The organism is Microbacterium pygmaeum (assembly GCF_900100885.1).
Classification (GTDB): domain Bacteria; phylum Actinomycetota; class Actinomycetes; order Actinomycetales; family Microbacteriaceae; genus Microbacterium; species Microbacterium pygmaeum.
The window spans coordinates 2,326,840-2,344,141 of record NZ_LT629692.1 but is presented as its reverse complement, the minus strand read 5'-3'; the positions used below and the strand labels follow the sequence as shown (position 1 = coordinate 2,344,141).

17 protein-coding genes are annotated in these 17,302 nt (G+C 69.5%); 5 read left to right on the top strand and 12 right to left on the bottom strand.

Translation table 11 applies throughout. The features are described from left to right. Positions 1–2 precede the first annotated feature (2 nt). Positions 3–3,533, bottom strand: a complete 3,531-nt coding sequence (gene smc, locus BLT19_RS11185; RefSeq protein WP_091489998.1) for a chromosome segregation protein SMC — start codon at positions 3,531–3,533, stop codon at positions 3–5. A gap of 442 nt (positions 3,534–3,975) precedes the next feature. Here smc and BLT19_RS11180 point away from each other — a divergent pair, with 442 nt between their 5' ends. From BLT19_RS11180 to BLT19_RS11170, 3 genes are all read left to right on the top strand, one after another. Further along, positions 3,976–4,236, top strand: coding sequence for a hypothetical protein (locus BLT19_RS11180; protein WP_091489995.1), 261 nt, complete (start codon positions 3,976–3,978; stop codon positions 4,234–4,236). A 64-nt stretch (positions 4,237–4,300) separates the two neighbouring features. Then, the gene (locus BLT19_RS11175; protein WP_091489992.1) at positions 4,301–5,386 is read left to right on the top strand and encodes a GNAT family N-acetyltransferase; all 1,086 of its coding nucleotides are present in this window, start codon (positions 4,301–4,303) and stop codon (positions 5,384–5,386) included. Then, complete coding sequence (locus BLT19_RS11170) at positions 5,379–6,524, top strand: GNAT family N-acetyltransferase (RefSeq protein ID WP_091489988.1); 1,146 nt, start codon at positions 5,379–5,381, stop codon at positions 6,522–6,524. Before BLT19_RS11175 ends, BLT19_RS11170 begins: the two co-directional genes overlap by 8 nt. On the opposite strand, the gene mutM is transcribed toward BLT19_RS11170, so the two are convergent. The 7 genes from mutM to BLT19_RS17855 form a co-directional block, all read right to left on the bottom strand. After that, the gene (gene mutM, locus BLT19_RS11165) at positions 6,469–7,383 is read right to left on the bottom strand and encodes a bifunctional DNA-formamidopyrimidine glycosylase/DNA-(apurinic or apyrimidinic site) lyase (RefSeq protein ID WP_091489965.1); all 915 of its coding nucleotides are present in this window, start codon (positions 7,381–7,383) and stop codon (positions 6,469–6,471) included. The genes BLT19_RS11170 and mutM overlap by 56 nt on opposite strands. Continuing rightward, on the bottom strand, positions 7,376–8,047 hold the full coding sequence (rnc, locus tag BLT19_RS11160) for a ribonuclease III (protein ID WP_091489959.1): 672 nt from the start codon (positions 8,045–8,047) through the stop codon (positions 7,376–7,378). Before rnc ends, mutM begins: the two co-directional genes overlap by 8 nt. Position 8,048: 1 nt before the next feature. Then, positions 8,049–8,258: a 50S ribosomal protein L32 gene (gene rpmF / locus BLT19_RS11155; RefSeq protein ID WP_028495421.1), complete on the bottom strand. Its 210-nt coding sequence runs from the start codon at positions 8,256–8,258 to the stop codon at positions 8,049–8,051. 37 nt (positions 8,259–8,295) lie between these two features. Then, positions 8,296–8,769 (bottom strand): YceD family protein, encoded by a 474-nt coding sequence (locus BLT19_RS11150; RefSeq protein WP_091493854.1) that lies wholly within the window; start codon positions 8,767–8,769, stop codon positions 8,296–8,298. Between the two features lie 118 nt (positions 8,770–8,887). Further along, a complete protein-coding gene (gene coaD / locus BLT19_RS11145) occupies positions 8,888–9,385 on the bottom strand; it encodes a pantetheine-phosphate adenylyltransferase (protein ID WP_091489956.1) in 498 nt (165 codons plus the stop codon). 25 nt (positions 9,386–9,410) lie between these two features. After that, the gene (locus BLT19_RS11140) at positions 9,411–11,585 is read right to left on the bottom strand and encodes an ATP-dependent DNA helicase RecG (protein WP_091489953.1); all 2,175 of its coding nucleotides are present in this window, start codon (positions 11,583–11,585) and stop codon (positions 9,411–9,413) included. A gap of 44 nt (positions 11,586–11,629) precedes the next feature. Continuing rightward, on the bottom strand, positions 11,630–12,220 hold the full coding sequence (locus BLT19_RS17855) for a hypothetical protein (protein WP_091489948.1): 591 nt from the start codon (positions 12,218–12,220) through the stop codon (positions 11,630–11,632). 95 nt (positions 12,221–12,315) lie between these two features. Between BLT19_RS17855 and rsmD the strand changes: the two genes are divergently transcribed. Next, the gene (rsmD, locus tag BLT19_RS11130) at positions 12,316–12,942 is read left to right on the top strand and encodes a 16S rRNA (guanine(966)-N(2))-methyltransferase RsmD (protein ID WP_091489944.1); all 627 of its coding nucleotides are present in this window, start codon (positions 12,316–12,318) and stop codon (positions 12,940–12,942) included. Here the strand turns inward: rsmD and thiL are convergent. Next, positions 12,912–13,901 carry a thiamine-phosphate kinase gene (gene thiL / locus BLT19_RS11125; protein WP_091489940.1) on the bottom strand — a complete coding sequence of 330 codons (990 nt, stop codon included), beginning with the start codon at positions 13,899–13,901 and terminating at the stop codon, positions 12,912–12,914. The two genes, rsmD and thiL, sit on opposite strands and share 31 nt — an antisense overlap. Positions 13,902–13,923: 22 nt before the next feature. On the opposite strand from thiL, the gene BLT19_RS11120 reads away from it, so the two are divergent. Beyond that, entirely contained in the window at positions 13,924–14,409 is a 486-nt protein-coding gene (locus BLT19_RS11120; protein WP_091489936.1) for a DUF3515 family protein, read from the top strand. A 6-nt stretch (positions 14,410–14,415) separates the two neighbouring features. Here the strand turns inward: BLT19_RS11120 and BLT19_RS11115 are convergent, their stop codons facing one another. Genes BLT19_RS11115 through BLT19_RS11105 form a run of 3 tightly spaced genes read right to left on the bottom strand, consistent with a single transcriptional unit; the run spans position 14,416 to position 17,298 of the window. Beyond that, complete coding sequence (locus BLT19_RS11115) at positions 14,416–15,501, bottom strand: D-alanine--D-alanine ligase family protein (protein WP_091489931.1); 1,086 nt, start codon at positions 15,499–15,501, stop codon at positions 14,416–14,418. Next, a complete protein-coding gene (locus BLT19_RS11110) occupies positions 15,401–16,537 on the bottom strand; it encodes an NAD(P)H-dependent glycerol-3-phosphate dehydrogenase (RefSeq protein WP_091489928.1) in 1,137 nt (378 codons plus the stop codon). Before BLT19_RS11110 ends, BLT19_RS11115 begins: the two co-directional genes overlap by 101 nt. After that, the gene (locus BLT19_RS11105) at positions 16,534–17,298 is read right to left on the bottom strand and encodes a lysophospholipid acyltransferase family protein (RefSeq protein ID WP_091489923.1); all 765 of its coding nucleotides are present in this window, start codon (positions 17,296–17,298) and stop codon (positions 16,534–16,536) included. The genes BLT19_RS11110 and BLT19_RS11105 overlap by 4 nt, the downstream gene beginning before the upstream one ends. Between the last annotated feature and the right edge of the window lie 4 nt (positions 17,299–17,302).

Here is a 17,302-nt window from a genome sequence, read left to right as displayed (position 1 = left end):
TGTCAAGCCGTCGCGGCGACGCGGCCGCGGTCGCGGTCGCGGTCCCCCACCCGCTGGCCGACGACGGCCGAGACCCCGTCCTGGCGCATCGAGACGCCGTACAGCGCGTCCGCGATCTCCATCGTGCGCTTCTGATGGGTGATCACGATCAACTGGCTGCTCTCGCGCAGCCGCTCGAAGACGCCCAGGAGCCGGCCGAGATTGGCATCGTCCAGCGCCGCCTCCACCTCGTCGAGGATGTAGAACGGGCTCGGGCGCGCCATGAAGATCGCCGTGAGCAGCGCCACAGCAGCCAGCGACCGTTCACCGCCGGACAGGAGCGAAAGTCGCTCGATCTTCTTTCCCACCGGGCGCACCGACACCTCGATCCCGGTCGTGAGGGGAGAATCCGGGTCGGTGAGCGAGATGCTGCCGGTGCCGCCTGGGAACAGGACGGGGAATACCTCGCCGAACGCCACGCGCGTGTCCTCGAATGCGGCGACGAAGATGGTCTGCATCCGGTCGTCGAGCTCCTCGATGATCGTCAGCAGGTCCTTGCGCGTCTGGGCGAGGTCGGTCAGCTGTTCGGTCAGGAACTTGTGGCGCTGCTCGAGGGTCGCGAACTCCTCGAGCGCCAGTGGATTCACGCGACCGAGCTGGCCGAGCTTGCGCTCGGCCTCCTGCAGGCGCCGTTTCTGAGCCGACCGATCGAACGGTGTCCCTTCGGATTCGTCCTCGACGGGGATCAACTGTTCGGGACCGTATTCCGAAATGAGAATGTTCTCGTCCAGCCCCAGCTCGGAAGCCACTCGATCGAGCAGGCTGGAGACGTGCAGTCGCTTCTCGTGGATCTGCAGTTCGAGGCCGTGCACGCTCTCGGTCAGGCCGGCGAGACGGTCGCGCAGCGCCACCTCCTGGCGTCGCAGTTCGGCCAGTTCGGCGGTGACGGCCGTCCGGGCGGATTCGGCGGTGGCCAGCTCCACCCGCGCCTGGCTCACCGAGCGATCGACGGAATCCAGCACCGCCGGCAGGGCGGCGGCGACCCGCGCGGCGACCTCCCGCTGGGCCCGGCGCAGCACCGCCCGCCGCGCGGCTTCCGCCGCAGCAGCACGCTCTCGCTCGCGCTGACGCTCGAGCTGCTGCACGCGCGCTTCGCCGGCCCGCACGCGCTCTCGAAGTGTCTCGACTTCCAGACGCGCGCGCATCTCGACGTCGCGTGAGCTCTCCAGCGCGGCGAGCAGTCCCTCCCGAGCCGAGGCGTCGAGGATCGGCCGGGGCGCTTCGCGGGCTGCGGTGAGCTTCTCGTCCGCTGCGCGCGCCGCCGTCTCCGCATCGGCGACGGCCGCCGCGACCTGTGCGAGACCGGCCTCGAGGCGTTCGCATTCGGCGACGGCGGCCTCATGCCGGACCGTCGCACGGTTGACCTGCTCGGTGTGGGCTGCCAGCGCCGCGTCGTGTGCGCGGAGGGTCGACAGCGCAGTCTTCGTGCGCTCGCGCGAGGACGACAAGGCGGCGGTCGCGTCGGCCAGTGCCTCGCGGAGCGACTCTGCGACGACGGCCAGCTCGGCCCGTCGCTCGGCTGCGGCGTCCCGTTCGGCGGCCAGCTCGAGTCGGGACCGCGAGGCTCCCGCCCCTGCGCGCAGCGAGTGCTGCGTGTAGACCTCGCCCGCGCGGGTCACGACGGTCCGCGACGCCGACGGATCAGCCGCCGCGTCCAGAGCGGAGACGGCCGCCTCGAGGTCATCGGCGATGACGATGTGGGCCAGCAGCCCGAGTACGCCATCGGGTGCGCGCACGACGTCGAGCGCAGCCACAGTGCCCGGCAGCGCGGGCACCGTGGAGTCCAGCGCGGCGGCGTCGGCGATCACGATGTCCACGACTCCGCGTTCCCCGCCGCGAACGCGTGCGGCGACCTCCAGGGCACGTTGACGGTCATCGACGAGCACGCCCTCGGCGAGCGGTCCGAGCACGGCCGCGATCGCCGCCTCGTATCCCGGCGTCACCTGCAGGGCGTCGCCGACGAGACCGCGGATGCCCGCTCCGCTCTCCGCGATCAGCTCCGATGCCGCGTTCTTGACATCCAATGCGCGACCCAGCGCGGTCGTCTGCGCGGTGAGCGCCTCCACCTCCCGCTCCGTGGCGTGCAGTCGTTCCCGCAGGGTGGACAGCGCCGTCTCGGCCTCGGTCGCCTCACGCTGCGCGCGGTCGTACGCCGCCGCGTACTCCGCGGCGGAACTCTCCGGTACGAGCAGAGGATCGACGCCGGCGAGCTCCTGTTCCGCCTCGCCGCGCCGCGCGAGAGCAGCGTCCAAGGCCCGCTGCTGTCGTTCGACACCGCTGTGCACCGCCGACAGAGCGGATGCTGCGGCATCCGCCGACCCCCGCAGCGCGGTGATCCGCATGTCGTGTTCGGAGACGAGGGCGCTCTGCGCTGCGATGTCGGCATCCAGAGCGTCCAGTTCGGCTCGGGAGCGGATCACGTTCCGGGCGGCCGCGGCCGCGGCATCCTGCGCATCATCCAGGCCGGAGCCGATCTCGTCGATCTCCGTCCGGGTTTCGTCGATCATCGCCTGCGAGACGGTCGTCAGCTCGAGCGGATCACCGTCGGAGTCCTCCGCCAGGAGCGCGAGCCGCTGTCCGGTCAGCGCATAGAGGCTCCGTATCCGCTCCTGCACCCGCTCCAGACCGTGCGCGACGCGTCGCGCCTCGTCGACCTCCTCGGAGCGCTGCTGGGCCTCCAGCTGTGCGATGCGCGACTGCAGGTTCTCGGACTGATCCTGCAGCACCAGGCGCTCGGTGTGGCGCTCCTGCTCGCTGCGGGCATGGGCCGCCAGCTCGCTCCGGAGCGCGGCGAGCTCGTCGGCGAGCAGCCGCGCTTTCGCATCGCGCACGACGGCCGCGATCGTCGCGGCCTCCCGTGCGATCTCCGCCTGCCGCCCCAGCGGCTTCAGCTGCCTCCGCAGTTCGCCGGCGAGGTCGCTGAGTCGCGTGAGATTCGCCTCCATCGCCTCCAGCTTGCGGAGTGTCTTCTCCTTGCGCCGGCGGTGCTTCAGGATCCCCGCAGCCTCCTCGATGAACCCACGCCGCTCCTCGGCCGATGCCTGGAGCACATTGTCCAGGCGCCCCTGGCCCACGATCACGTGCATCTCCCGGCCGAGGCCGGAATCGCTCAGCAGCTCCTGCACATCCAGCAGGCGACAGACGCTGCCGTTGATCGCGTACTCGCTCGAACCGTTGCGGAACAGCGTGCGGCTGATCGTCACCTCGGAGTACTCGATCGGCAGCACGCCGTCGCTGTTGTCGATCGTCAGCTGCACCTCGGCGCGGCCGAGCGGCCCGCGCGTGGCGGTGCCGGCGAAAATGACATCCTCCATCTTGCCGCCGCGCAGCGTCTTGGCACCCTGCTCGCCCATGACCCAGGCCAGCGCGTCGACAACGTTCGACTTGCCCGAGCCGTTCGGACCGACGATGCAGGTGACGCCCTGCTCGAACGCGAACGTCGTGGGTTGCGCGAAGGACTTGAACCCCTTGAGCGTCACGCTTTTCAGGTGCATCGCCGCGCGTCCCGTTCCGCTGTGTCCACTGTTTCACGCTACCCGAGGCCTTCCCGGGTTCCGCGGAGGCGCGACACGCCCGTCGACCATGGAATCTGAGAATCCGCTTGACGCGCGTATGTGAACAGCGATAGCGTCACTCTTCGCGTCCAGACACGAGAGGAGGTCACCGATGATGCACATGATCACACCAGGTTTCGAGCCGAACCAGCGTTCGCCGTTCCGTGGAATCGCTCCGGTGACCCCGTCGTTCGGCGCCACCGCTCCCACGGCCGGCTGACCGCCGCTCAGGAGAACTCCGCCCAGCGGGCGGGATTGCGCACCTGCGTACCGCGGGATGCGCTCGAACCTCTTCTCGGCGGTCGCCTCTCCGTGCGTCTCCCCCGCCGCGCCCCATCGGGCCGCCCGCCTTTGCGTCCACACCTTTTCGAATGAGAGCACCATGAACACCTCACTGGCGCCCGTCCGGTCTCTCGACTCGGACACGCTTCATCTCCCTGCCGCCGCCGATCGCGCGCGGCTGTCCTTCACCGACCGACTCGAACTGCGCGTAGGGCTCTGGCTGCTGCTGCGCAGCGCACGGCGGTACGACGTGGCCGGCGACCATCGCGACCACGCCCGTCGAGAGCGGAATTCCCGTGCTCGCGCAGCCCGCGACCACGCCGCCCTTCGCGCGCACTCGCTCGGCACGGTGCGCACCTGAGCTCCGGGGCCGCCCGTGGCGGCCCCGGAGCCACTCGGCTCGACCCATCCCGAAAGGACCCTTCATGATCACCGCACCGGCAGGCGTCGAGCTGCGACCCACCGCCATCCCGACATCGATCCACGACGGCGACGCCACCGACTTCATCGAGATGGTGCGCGTCAGAAATCAGATCTACCGCGAGATCTCCGGTCATGATGACCATCGCATCGCAGCCGACGAGCTGCTTCCGCTCTACCAGCGGGACGAGCACGAGAAGCGGATGCTGTGGTCCGTCGTCCTGGATGGGCGCACGGTCGGGCGGGTCGGCCTCGACCTTCCGCTGGAGGGCGACTCTCGCGTCGCGTTCTGGCTCATCGAGCTCGTCCGCGATGTCTGGGGCCGGGGTATCGGATCGCAGGCGCACCAGCTCGTCGAGCAGGCCGCCCGCGACCACGGGCGCACCGTCCTGCAGTCCTGGGCCGAGCACCCCGACGCTCCGGGCGCGCGCCTGGCCGCTCCGACCGGCTTCGGTGACATCCCGAAGGATCACGTCGCCCGCTTCTATCTGCGGCACGGCTACACGCTCGAGCAGATCGAACGCAACAGCGCGCTGGACCTCCGGGGTGACCTCGAGGGCGTGCGTCGCCTCCTCGGCGAGGCCGAAGCGGCGTCAGGCGACTACCGCGTGATCCAGTGGTTCGCACCCACCCCGGCGGAATTCGTCGACGGGTACGCGTGGATGAAATCGCGAATGGTCACCGACGCGCCCTCGGCGAATCTCGAGTTCGACGAGGAGGTCTGGGACCCCGCCCGGATCGCGCGCCACGACGCGATGTACGTGGATGCGGGCAGGCCTCTGCAGGTGACCGCCGCTCAGCACATCGCCACCGGAGAGCTCTGCGCGTTCAACGAGCTGGTCATCGGGAAGGACCGCACCGAGGCGTCGCACCAGGAGGACACCCTCGTCCTCAAGGGTCACCGCGGTCACCGCCTGGGAACGCTGGTCAAGTGCGCCGGCCTGCTGTCCTGGCGCGACTTCGCCCCCGACTCCCCTCGCGTGATGACATACAACGCGGAGGAGAATCGCCCCATGCTCGACATCAACGAGGCGATCGGGTTCGTACCGATCGCATACGAGGGCGCCTGGAAGAAGGTGCTCGATGACTGAGGGAAGCGCGTCCGCTCCGCTGCAGATCTCGAGGCTCGTCGTCCCCGATGATCTCGAGGCCACGAATGCCCCACCGTTCCTGGAGATGGTGCGCATCGCGAACGCCGTCTGCTTTGCCGACACCGGCCACGACCACCTCGACGAACTGCCCCAGGAGGTGCTCGGCTTCTGGCAGGATCAGGCGGACTGGACGCAGATCGGTTTCGTCGCGGAGCGCTCCGACGTCATCGTGGGTGTCGGCAAGGTCATGGTCGCCACGGAACCCGGAGCAACGTCGTTGGAGATCGATCTCATGGTGGATCCCGCGAACCGTGGCAGTGGCGTCGAGGAGGTCCTGCTCGACGTCGTCGAGCAGGAGGCGTCGGCACGGGGAATCCGGACCATCCAGACCTGGACCCTCCACCGCGCAGGCGGAACCGGTAGGCAGCTCAGCGCCCCGACCGGGTTCGGACGCATCCCGGCGGGGGATCCGCAGACAGTGTTCATGCTCGAGCACGGCTTCACGCTCGAGCAGGTGGAGCGCACCAGCGTCTTCGATCTGACCGGCTCCTTCGACCTCGTTCAGCAGCACCTCGATGCAGCGCGGTCGTTCGCGGGCGAGGAGTACCGTCTGCTCACGTGGACCTCGCCGACCCCGGAGGAGCACGTGGACGGCTTCGCCTACGTGATCTCGCGGATGTCGACCGACGCTCCCGCGGCCGGGTTGGTCATCGACGAACAGCACTGGGATGCCGCGCGCGTGAGGCGTCGCGACGCGCGCCTGCAGGCACAGGGGATGACCGTCTCGGTCGCAGCCATCGAGCACATCCCCACCGGCGCGATCGCCGCGTACAACGAGCTGGTGATCGCGGAGGATCACTCCGCAGCGACCCAGCAGTACGGGACCCTCGTCACGCAGGAGCACCGTGGTCATCGACTGGGAACGATCGTCAAATGCGCGAACCTCCTCCGATGGCGGGACCTGGTTCCAGAATCTCCGCGCGTTTCCACCTTCAACGCGGAGGAGAACCGGCACATGCTCGACATCAACGAGGCCATCGGCTTCGTCCCCGCCTCGTACGCTGCGGCATGGAAGAAGGAACTCAGCGCGCCCGGGGCCGCTGGCAGTGCGGACAGTAGTGACTCGACCGGTTCATGAACGACACCCGCACGATCGGGCGGCCGCATCGTGGGCACGGCTGTCCGGTGCGCCCGTAGGCGTTGAGCGAGTGGGCGAAGTAGCCCGCCTGGCCGTTCACGTTCACGTACTGCGCGTCGAAGCTGGTGCCGCCCTCGGCCAGCGCCTTCTCCAGCACCACCCCGACCTCGTTCAGGAGCCGGGTCACCGCCCGGGTCGGCAGATCTGATGCGAGGGCCTCAGGATGGATCCGCGCAGCCCAGAGCGACTCGTCGGCGTAGATGTTGCCGACTCCGCTGATCACCGACTGATCCAGCAGCACGCGCTTGATCGCGGATCGCCTCGTGGCCAGCGTCTCCCGGAATCGCCGATCATCGAACGCCGGGTCGAGGGGATCCCGCGCGATGTGCGCGACCTGGCTCGGAATGCTCGGCTCGAACGCCCCCCGCCCGCCGGGTGCAGCGTCCGCAGTCGCGACCATGGCGGCGATCGCCAGTGAGCCGAAGGTGCGCTGGTCGGCGAAGACGACCGCGAGTTCGCCGTGGTCGGGATGCTCGATGTCCAGCCGCACGCGCTCATGCCGCTCCGCCGGCGCGCCGGGCGATCGCAGCAGGATCTGGCCGCTCATGCCCAGGTGCGCGACGAGGGCCTCGTCGCCGAGGCTGTGCTCCCCCGGGGACAACGGCAGCCAGAGGAATTTGCCGCGCCGTGCCGCCGCACGCAGCGTCCGCCCGGTGAGGACGGCTTCGAAGTGCGGACCGGAGCCCGGATGCCTCGTCAGCGCGCGCTCGTCCAGGACCGTGACCGCACGCACGACGGCGCCGGTGACGGCGGGCTCCAAGCCGGCCCGCACCACCTCGACTTCCGGCAGTTCAGGCACGAACGGACAGCTGCTGCCACGCGCGCAGCGCCGCGGCCATCTCGGCCTGCTTCTTGCTGGTGCCGGTGCCTTCCATCGAGGCCCCGCCCACGGTGACGGTCGCCGTGAACACCCGGCTGTGGTCCGGACCGGTCGAGGTCACGGCGTAGAGCGGCGGCGCCGCGCCCATCCGCGAGGCGAGTTCCTGCAGGCTGGTCTTCGGATCCACCGCGGCACCGTAGCGGTCCGGATCCTGCAGCAGCGGGTCGATGAGGCGCAGCACGAGTGCGGTCGCGGCATCCGGCCCGGCCGACAGGTAGGTGGCGCCGATGACGGCCTCCATCGTGTCGGCCAGGATCGAGTCCTTATCGCGGCCGCCGGTCTGCTCCTCGCCCCGACCCAGCAGCACGTGATCGCCGAGGCCGATGCCGCGCGCGATCTCGGCGAGCGCGACGGTCGACACGACGCTCGCGCGGCGTTTGGCAAGCGCGCCCTCATCGAGATCGGGATTGGCGGTGAACAGGCGCACTGTCACCGCCTGCCCGAGCACTGAGTCACCGAGGAACTCGAGACGCTCGTTGTGCGGTGCCTGCCCGTGCTCGTAGGCCCAGGAGCGGTGCGTCAGCGCAAGCGACAGAAGCTCGGCGCCGATGACGACGCCGAGCTTGTCGGAGAGAACGTCCAAATCAGACGTCTGCGACCTTGCGGCCCTTGTACTCGAGGAACAGCTCGGTACCCTGCGAGTCGGTGACGACCTTCGCCTGGTGGGGACGGCTGTAGACGACCTTGCCGTTCTCGACCGTGGTGGTCAGCGTGATGGGCGCCGCCTTCCACTGGGCGCGACGCGAACGGGTGTTGGAGCGGGAGACCTTCCGCTTCGGGGGGTTACCTGCCATGGCTGACTCTTCTCTGTTCTCGGCGCCGACCGCAGCGTTATGCGCGCTGCTCGTCGTCGTGGTCTGGGGTGTATTCCTGGAGCGCGGCCCAGCGGGTGTCGACGGGCATGCGCTGCTCTGGTTCGGTGCTCACGGCCAGTCGCTCACCCGTGGCCGGATCGAGACCGGGGCAATCCGGCTGACACACCGGCTGAAACGGAAGCGCCAATACGGTCGCATCCCTGACCAGAGTTTCAAGATCCACGTGGTCGTCTTGAACCTCGAAGTCAGTTGCTTCCTCTCCAGGATACGCGAAAAGCTCCTGAAACTCGACTTCGACAGGCTCGGTGATCTCCGTCAGGCATCGTCCGCACACTCCGGAGTAGTCGGTCTCCACCACCCCCGAGACCAGGATGCCCTCGTGAACCGACTCCAGACGTCCCTCCACGAGAACGGACTCGCCCTCCGGAATGCTGACCAGCCCCTCTCCCCATTTCTCGGGCGCGGGGACGTCGACGCGGAACTCGCGCATCTCGCCGGGGTGCAGCACGATGTCTCGCGCATTGAGCACGAACGGGCCGGAATGGTGTCTCTTCACGCACGAAATCCTACCGCCGCTGCCGAAGGCGGCGGCTGTGCGCGCGCACGGTTCAGATGTCGCGGGCGCCGGTGTCGAGGAACCGCGCCACCGCCGGCGGAACGAACGGAGAGACGTCCCCACCAAGCGATGCGACCTGACGCACCAACGAGCTCGACACCAGCGCGTGGGCAGGATCGGGCAGCAGGAACACCGTCTCCACGTGGGCGAGGTGACGATTCACGATCGCCATCGGCGTCTCGTACGCCACATCCACCTGCGAGCGGATGCCTTTGACCAGCACACCCGCGCCGACGTCGGTGGCGTAGTCGACGAGAAGTCCCATGCTCCAGGCGGCGACGATCACGTCTCCTTCGACACCGCCCTCGGCGATCGACTGCTCCAACAGCGTCTGCCGCTGGGCGATCGGGAGCATCGCCTCCTTGCCGGGATTGTGCACCACCAGCACGTGCAGCTGATCGTAGAGCGCTGCCGCCCGACGGATGACGTCGAGGTGCCCGAGGGTCGGCGGGTCGAAGGATCCGGGGACGACGGCGATCCGGCTGCTCATGCGTTCAGCCTACCGATGCCGGGCGTCAGCTCTTGCTGAGCGCTGCGCGCTCCTGCATGCTCACACGGCGCTCGATCGCCGCGGCGAGACCAGGGTGGCGGACGAGGGCCGGATCCTGCTCGAGCACCGCCTCGGCGGCGACGCGGGCCTCGGCGATCAGGTCAGCGTCGTGCACGACCCGGAGAAGGCGGAGCGAGGACCGTGCGCCGGACTGGGCATCCCCCAGCACGTCGCCCTCGCCGCGCAGCTCGAGGTCCACCTCGGCCAGGGCGAACCCGTCGAGGGTGGCCGCCACCGCATCCACCCGCTCGCGCGCCGGCGTTCCCCGAGGGGCCTCGGTAACGAGCAGACACAGCCCGGGTACGCCGCCACGACCGACCCGGCCCCGCAGCTGGTGCAGCTGCGAGACCCCGAAGCGGTCGGCCTCGAGGATCGCCATCGTGGAGGCGTTCGCGACGTCGACGCCGACCTCGACGACGGTGGTGGCCACCAGCACGTCGATGTCGCCGCGGGCGAAGGCCTGCATGATGGCATCCTTCTCGTCCGATGGCATCTTCCCGTGCAGGGGCATGACGCGCAGCGAGGCGAAGGCAGGATGCCGCGACAGGAGATCGACGACCTGGGCCACACCCCATCGCGTGCGGGCTCCCTCTTCAGCGACGTCTTCGACGGGTTCGTCGGCGGTGTCATCGACGCGATCGGCCTTCTTGGTCGCCTCGCTGTCGATCGCCGCGCACACCACGAAGGCCTGATGACCCTTTCCGACCTCCTCGGCGATGCGATCCCACACGCGTGAGAACCAGGCCGGTTTCTCGGCGAGCGGAGCCACGAACGTCTCGATCCCGGCGCGTCCGGCCGGCATGGTGCGGATCGTGGAGACGTCCAGGTCGCCGAAGACGGTCATCGCGACCGTCCGCGGAATCGGCGTCGCAGTCAGCACGAGCGCGTGTGGCGCCGCGCCTTTCGCGCGCAGCGATTCACGCTGCTCCACGCCGAAGCGGTGCTGCTCATCGACCACCACGAGCCCGAGATCGGCGAAGGTGGTGGTGTCGCTGAGCAGCGCATGCGTGCCCACCACGATGCGGGACTGCCCGGATGCGGTCCGCAGCGCCGCCTTCCTGCGCTCCGCCGCCGCCATCTGACCGGTCAGGAGGGTGGGGATCAGCTCCGGAGCAAGCTGGGGGCCCAGCATCCGCGCGATGGAGCGCAGGTGCTGGCCGGCGAGCACCTCGGTGGGCGCGATCAGTGCGGACTGTCCCCCGCTCTGGGCGACCTGCAGCATGGCCCGGAGCGCCACGAGCGTCTTGCCGGAGCCGACCTCGCCCTGCACCAGTCGATTCATCGGCCAGTCGCCCTCGAGATCATGAGCGATCCGCTCGCCCACCGAGACCTGATCCGGCGTCCGTTCGAACGGCAGCGACGCGTCGAACCGCTCGAGCAGGCTGCCGGCGGATCGGCTCGTCGCCGACATCGCGCGCACCGCCTGTCGCTGCTGGAGCAGCGCCACCTGCAGGACGAAAGCCTCGTGCATGCGCAGCGTCTCGCGGGCGGGCTCGACCTGTTCGGGGACATCCGGACGGTGGATGCGCTCGAGCGCCGTACGCGCATCGAGCAGCCCGAATCGCTGCCGCAGCTCGTCCGGCAGGGGGTCGGGGACAGGTCCCAGCCCGCCCAGCACCAGTTCGATGATCTTGCTCAACTGCCAGCTGGCGACCGTGCTGGTGGCCGGATAGATCGCGATCGGGAGGTTCGCCTGCGCCTCGGCCGTCATGCGCGCGGTCTGCTCATCCTCGAAGAGCTCGTAGTCCGGGTGCGTGAGCTGCTTGGACCCGCGGTACTCCCCCACTTTGCCCGCGAAGATCCCCCGGCGTCCCGGCCGGAGATCTTTCATACGCCACGTCTGATTGAAGAACGTGAGCGACAGCTCGCCGTGGCCGTCGCTGATGATCACCTCGAGGATGGATCCTTTGCGGTTCTGCATCCGCCGTTCACTCGCCCGGCGCACCTCGGCGACGATCGTCACCGGCTCACCGACCGGCAGCGACGAGATCTCGGTCAGCTCGCCCCGACGCGCGTAGCGTCGCGGGTAGTGCGCGAGCAGATCGCCGACCGACTTCATCCCGAAGGCGCGCTGCAACGCCGTGGCGGTCTTGCCGCCGACGGCACCGTCGAGCCGGGACTCGAGGGTGAAGGCGGCCATACTCCGAGTCTAGGCAGGAGGGCGGACGCACCCCGCCGTCGTGCTCAGCCCCAGATCTGGGTCGCGATGTCGGAGAGGAACGCGTTGCCGTTGCGGTTGTACGTCTCCAGATAGATCCACACCCCGTCACGGGCCACGACCGCATCCTCTTCGCTGGGGTTGTCTCCGGTCATGGAGCAGTAGGTCGCGCCGAAGTCGTCCGAGACCGCACACGTCCAGCCGGCGGCCGGGAGCGCGTCCGCGGCGGCGGAGACCTCGGCCGGATCGGCCGTGCTGATCAGCAGCAGGACGCCGGCGACCTCGTCGAGGATCCAGTCGCAGCCGAGCGCGAGCTGCGCGTTGTTCGGTGCCGGTCGCACGAACCCGGTCCCGTCGCTCTGCAGCGTGAGGTCGCCCACCGTGTCCTGGCGCACCGACTCGGTACCCAGCGTCGTGCAGTCGGTCGGCAGATTCGCGGGCGCCACCGTCGGTGCGGGTGGGTCCGTCGGCTCGGGCGTGAGGGTCTCGGTCGCCGTGGGAGTCGGAGTCGGCGTCGGCGACGCGGTCGGGGTGACAGCGCCGCTCGCGCACGCACTCAGCGCGACGGCGACCGCAGCCGCGAGCAGGACGGTGGACAGTGTGCGTGGGCGGCTCATGTGCATCGAACGATTCCGAATCTGTCGAGGAGGTCGAGGGCGACTGTCTCCGAGCATAGGGGTGGGCCCGTGGTCGTCCCGGCTATGGTGATCGTGTGACGCGGATCATCTCGGGACGTGCCGGATCGATTCCGCTCGAGGTGCCGGACGCGGGCACCCGGCCGACCAGTGACCGGGTGCGCGAATCGCTGTTCGGCGCGCTCGAATCGGTCGAGGCGCTGCGGGGCGCGGTCGTCCTCGATCTGTACGCCGGCTCGGGGGCACTCGGGCTGGAGGCCGTGAGCCGGGGTGCGGCATCGGCCGATCTGGTCGAACGATCTCCTCGGGCCGCCGCCGTCGTGGAGCGCAACGCAGCTCGCGTCGGCAGATCCGTCGGACGCGATCGGGCGATCCGCGTGCACCGTGCGGCCGTGGCCGCATATCTGGGCGGCCCGCGCGGGCCGTTCGATCTCGTCTTCGTCGATCCGCCGTACGACATCGGCGAAGCGGAGCTGTCCGAGACGCTTCGGCTGCTGACAGCATCCCTCCGATCGGACGCCCTCGTGGTGATCGAGCGCGCATCGCGCTCCCCCGAGCCGGCGCTCCCTGCCGAGCTGGAGCATCTCCGGAACAAGCGCTATGGCGACACGACGCTGTGGTGGGCGCGGCTGCATACGATCGACACGCCGACCGATCCGCCCACCGGCGAGGATCAGCCGGTGACGGAGTCCCAATCCCGGTAGGGGTCCCAGCCTGTCCTGCCGCCGAAAGGCCGTCCGTCGAGGAGGACGGGATCACCGGTGCGGGCGATCACGCGCCCGATCGGGCGGAACCCGCTGTCTGGGACGAGCTCGGCGGGAAAGGTCGCCAGCAGCGCGTGATCCTCTCCGCCGGTCAGTGCGGTCCGCACATCGTCCGGCAGCAGGCGCGAGTGGATGTCGATGCTCACGCCCGAGGCATCCGCCATCCGTGCCGCATCCAGCGCCAGGCCGTCCGAGACGTCAATCATCGCGGATGCACCGCGCACCGCCGCGGTCGTCCCCAGGGCGATGGGCGGGCTGGGGCGCAGTTGCGCGAGCACCGCCTGCCCGTCCCGACCGGACGGCACATCGAGGGGAAGCGGGTGACCGTCGGCGTCGGTGAAGCGCTCGAAGAGAATGGCGAGGCCGGATGCCGCGTGCCCGAGCTCGCCCGCGACGGCGACGACCTCTCCAACGCGAGCACCGCTGCGCAGCACGGGCGCTCGGCCGTCCAGAGATCCGAGCGCCGTCACCGCGATCGTCAGCGTGTCCGAAACGGTGAGGTCTCCCCCCTCGACCGCACAGCCGGGTGCGAGCGCATCGCATGCGCCACGAAGGCCGGCGGCGAACTCCTCGACGAACGACACCCGCGTGCTGTTCGGCAGAGCCAGCGCGACCAGCAACGCGGTGGGGCGAGCGCCCATGGCGGCGATGTCGGCGAGGTTGACGGCGGCCGCCTTCCAGCCCAGGTCGAATCCGCTCGACCACGCCAGACGGAAGTCGGGCCCGTGCACGAGCGTGTCGGTCGTGGCGACCACCGAACCGCCCGGAGCGGCGATCACCGCGGCGTCATCGCCGGGGCCGACCAGCGCAGAGGAGGGGCCGAGGACATTCAGGATGCGCCGCAGGATCCGCCCCTCGGACAGCTCGCCCACGGTCAGGTCGCCGGCGTCCGCGCTCATCCGCCCAGGCTAGCCTGGAGCCATGCGTTCCCGAATTCCCGTCGCCGCGGCCGCGGTGATCGCCTGCACGCTCGCCGGGTTCGCTCTGTCCGGGTGCTCGTCCACCGTGTCGATGGAAGCGGCGGCCGATGCCGATGATCCGCTGTGCGCCGATGTCACGGTGCGGCTGCCCGGCGAGATCGACGGTCAGATCCGCCGGTGGACCGATGCGCAGGCCACGGGCGCCTGGGGTGATCCCGCAGCGGTCCTGGTCACGTGCGGGGTCAGCGCTCCCGGCCCGACCGAGGAGAAGTGCATCACGATCGGCGGCGTGGACTGGATCGTCGACGAGTCGGCGGCACCGAGATTCCTGGTCACAACGTACGGCCGCACCCCGGCCGTCCAGGTGTTCTACGACAACGAGATCGTCTCCGGCAACGACGTGCTGGACCGGCTCTCCACGAGCGTGTCGCAGTTGCCGGTGGACGGACAGTGCACGTCCACAGAGACGCTCCTGCCCGCGCCGTAGACGCCGCTACCGCTCCAGGGCGGTGTCGATCAGCTCGGAGATGAGTTCCGAATAGCTCATCCCCGACGCGATCCAGCATTTGGGGAACATCGAGATCGGTGTGAAGCCGGGCATCGTGTTCAGTTCGTTGACGTACAGCGCGTCGGCGGCCAGGAAGAAGTCCACGCGGGCGAGCCCGCGTCCGCCCACTGCGTCGAAAGAACGGACGCCGAGCTCCTGGATCGCGGAGATCTCCGCGTCGGTCAGGTCGGCCGGGCACACCACATCCGCGCCGTCTCCGCCGAGGTACTTCCCCTCGAAGTCGTAGAACTCCCGGGTCGTGAGCACGATCTCGCCCGGCAGCGAAGCACGGGACACGCCTCCCCTACGACCTTCGAGGATGGCGACCTCGATCTCGCGTCCGACGATGGCGGCTTCGATCAGGACCTTGTCGTCCTCTGCGAAGGCCAGGCGGAGGGCCCCTTCCAGCTCGGTCGGGTCGGCCACCTTGGACACGCCGACGCTCGAGCCTGCCCGCGCCGGCTTCACGAACACCGGCAGTCCCAGCGGAGCCGCATCCGCCCGCACGGCTTCAGGATCACGGTCCCACCGCGCGCTCGTGACGGTGACCCACGGCGAGACGGGCACGCCGGCCGCCTGCAGGACGATCTTCATGAAGTGCTTGTCCATGCACAGGGCGGAATCCAACACGCCCCCGCCGGCGTACGGGATGCCGAGGATGTTCAGGAACCCCTGGATCGTGCCGTCCTCGCCGTGGACCCCGTGCAGGATCGGCAGCACGACGTCCACGGCCCCGAGGTCGTCGATGACGCCGTCGGCGCGACGAACACGCAGCGCGCGGTCGGCACCGCCTTCGGGCCAGATGATCCGCGTCCCGTTGTCGACCACTTCCGGCAGATGCTCGGCGTCGAGGGCGAACTTGCCGGGGTCGTCATCCTCCAGGACGAAGACACCGTCGCGGGTGATGCCGACCGGGATCACCCGGTAGGCTTCACGGCTGATCGCGCGGAGAACGCCGCCCGCCGTTGCGGAACTGATCGAGTGTTCGCTGGAGCGACCTCCAAAGAGCACCACCACCGCCGGCCTGTCCATTCTGCGTCCTCTCGCCCTGGGGCTCATCGTCATCCGTCGTCAGGTGGGGTGCGATCTCTCGCGGTTTCATCGTGCCGTCCAGCACCATCTTGACCTGCTCGACGATGGGCATCGCGATGCCCGCCTCGCGAGCAAGTTGGAGCACCGGGGCAACCGAGGCGAGCCCCTCGGCGGTCTGGTTCATCTGCTTCACGACGTCCTGGAAGCTGTAGCCCTGCCCGAGCAGCCGGCCCGCGGTGTTGTTGCGGCTGAGCGGCGACTGGCAGGTGGCGATCAGGTCGCCGAGGCCGGCCAGCCCTTGCAGGGTCTCGGCCTGCGCGCCCTGCGCGACCGCGAAGTCGGTCATCTCGACCAGACCGCGCGTGATGATCGAGGCTTTCGTGTTCTCGCCGTACCCGACGCCGTCGACGATGCCGATCGCGACGGCGATGAGGTTCTTGAGGACACCGCCGAACTCGGTTCCGATGACGTCCGTGTTCACGAACGTGCGGAAGTAGTGGTTCCGCGCACGACGGGCCACCGCATCCGCCGTCTCCTGGCTCGTCGAGGAGATCACCGCAGCCGTCGGCTGTTCCCGAGCGATCTCGAGGGCGAGGTTCGGGCCGGATGCCACGGCGATGCGGTCCGGATCGCAGTGCAGTTCCTGCTCGATGACCTGACTCATGCGCAGACCCGTACGTCGCTCGACGCCCTTCATGAGGGAGACGATCGGCGCGTCGGTGCCGGTGACCAGCGGGCGGACGGCCTTGAGGTTCTGGCGCACCGCTTGGCTGGGGATCGACAGGTAGACCTGCTCGGCGCCGTCGAGCGCCTCGGAGAGGTGGTGGGTCGCGTACATCTCACGCGGCAGGTTGATGCCGGGCAGGTACTCGCTGTTGCGTTTGGCCTCGTTGATCTCGGTGGCGAGTTCAGGTCGGCGCGCCCACATCGTGACGTGTGCGCCGCCGTCGGCCAGGATCTTCCCGAACGTGGTGCCCCAGCTTCCCGCGCCGATGACGGCGACGCGCGGCAGGGCGGAGTCCTGCCGACGGCTCACAGTCGACCCGTCTCGTTCTGCCCGTGCGCAGCCGGATTCCAGCGCTCCGCCGGCGCCGGCTCGCCCCGCAGCTCCGAGAGGAGTCCGGCGATGTCGGCCATGATCACGTCGGTCGCCGCGACCAGGGCCGCGGGCTGCGTCGGCATGCCCCGGTAGGCGGACAGGTCCACGGGCGGCCCCACGAGGACCTGCACGCGTCGGCGCAACGGCCACAGGCTGAGCTTCCCGTAGCGGGGCAGGATCTTCTGGTCACCCCAGTGCGCGATCGGGATCACCGGGATGTCGCCGGCCAGCGCGAGCCGGGCCGCGCCCGTCTTGCCACGCATGGGCCACAGATCAGGCTCGCGCGTGAGGCTCCCCTCGGGGTAGACGATCACGCCCCGCCCGTGTTCGACGAGGAGCTCCGAGCTCTCGATCGTCTGGCGCGCCGCGGCCGCCGACGACGACCGCGCCACCGGCACCATGCCCGTCGCACGCAGCGCCCAGCCGAGCACGGGAACCTTGAAGAGGCTCTCCTTCGCCATGAAGCGGGGGGCGCGGCCGAGTCGCCAGACGACGACGGCGATCGTCAGCGGGTCGAACTCGGTGATGTGGTTCGGGGCCACGACGTAGGCGCCCTCCCGCGGCAGGTTCTCACCGCCTCGGATCTCGAGCCTGGCGAAGATGCCGACGAGCGGAACGACGATTCCGCCGAGCGGCCAGAAGACGCTGGGCTTGGTCTTCTCGCTCGACGCACGCGGTCGAGGGGCGCCAGAGGCCACCGAG

What these genes read in the sequence shown, in the direction of transcription:
- smc (WP_091489998.1), bottom strand. Translation starts at nt 3,533, where the DNA reads ATGCACCTGAAAAGCGTGACGCTCAAGGGGTTCAAGTCCTTCGCGCAA.
- BLT19_RS11180 (WP_091489995.1), top strand. Translation starts at nt 3,976, where the DNA reads ATGAACACCTCACTGGCGCCCGTCCGGTCTCTCGACTCGGACACGCTT.
- BLT19_RS11175 (WP_091489992.1), top strand. Translation starts at nt 4,301, where the DNA reads ATGATCACCGCACCGGCAGGCGTCGAGCTGCGACCCACCGCCATCCCG.
- BLT19_RS11170 (WP_091489988.1), top strand. Translation starts at nt 5,379, where the DNA reads ATGACTGAGGGAAGCGCGTCCGCTCCGCTGCAGATCTCGAGGCTCGTC.
- rpmF (WP_028495421.1), bottom strand. Translation starts at nt 8,258, where the DNA reads ATGGCAGGTAACCCCCCGAAGCGGAAGGTCTCCCGCTCCAACACCCGT.
- BLT19_RS11150 (WP_091493854.1), bottom strand. Translation starts at nt 8,769, where the DNA reads ATGCGCGAGTTCCGCGTCGACGTCCCCGCGCCCGAGAAATGGGGAGAG.
- coaD (WP_091489956.1), bottom strand. Translation starts at nt 9,385, where the DNA reads ATGAGCAGCCGGATCGCCGTCGTCCCCGGATCCTTCGACCCGCCGACC.
- BLT19_RS11140 (WP_091489953.1), bottom strand. Translation starts at nt 11,585, where the DNA reads ATGGCCGCCTTCACCCTCGAGTCCCGGCTCGACGGTGCCGTCGGCGGC.
- BLT19_RS17855 (WP_091489948.1), bottom strand. Translation starts at nt 12,220, where the DNA reads ATGAGCCGCCCACGCACACTGTCCACCGTCCTGCTCGCGGCTGCGGTC.
- thiL (WP_091489940.1), bottom strand. Translation starts at nt 13,901, where the DNA reads ATGAGCGCGGACGCCGGCGACCTGACCGTGGGCGAGCTGTCCGAGGGG.
- BLT19_RS11120 (WP_091489936.1), top strand. Translation starts at nt 13,924, where the DNA reads ATGCGTTCCCGAATTCCCGTCGCCGCGGCCGCGGTGATCGCCTGCACG.
- BLT19_RS11115 (WP_091489931.1), bottom strand. Translation starts at nt 15,501, where the DNA reads ATGGACAGGCCGGCGGTGGTGGTGCTCTTTGGAGGTCGCTCCAGCGAA.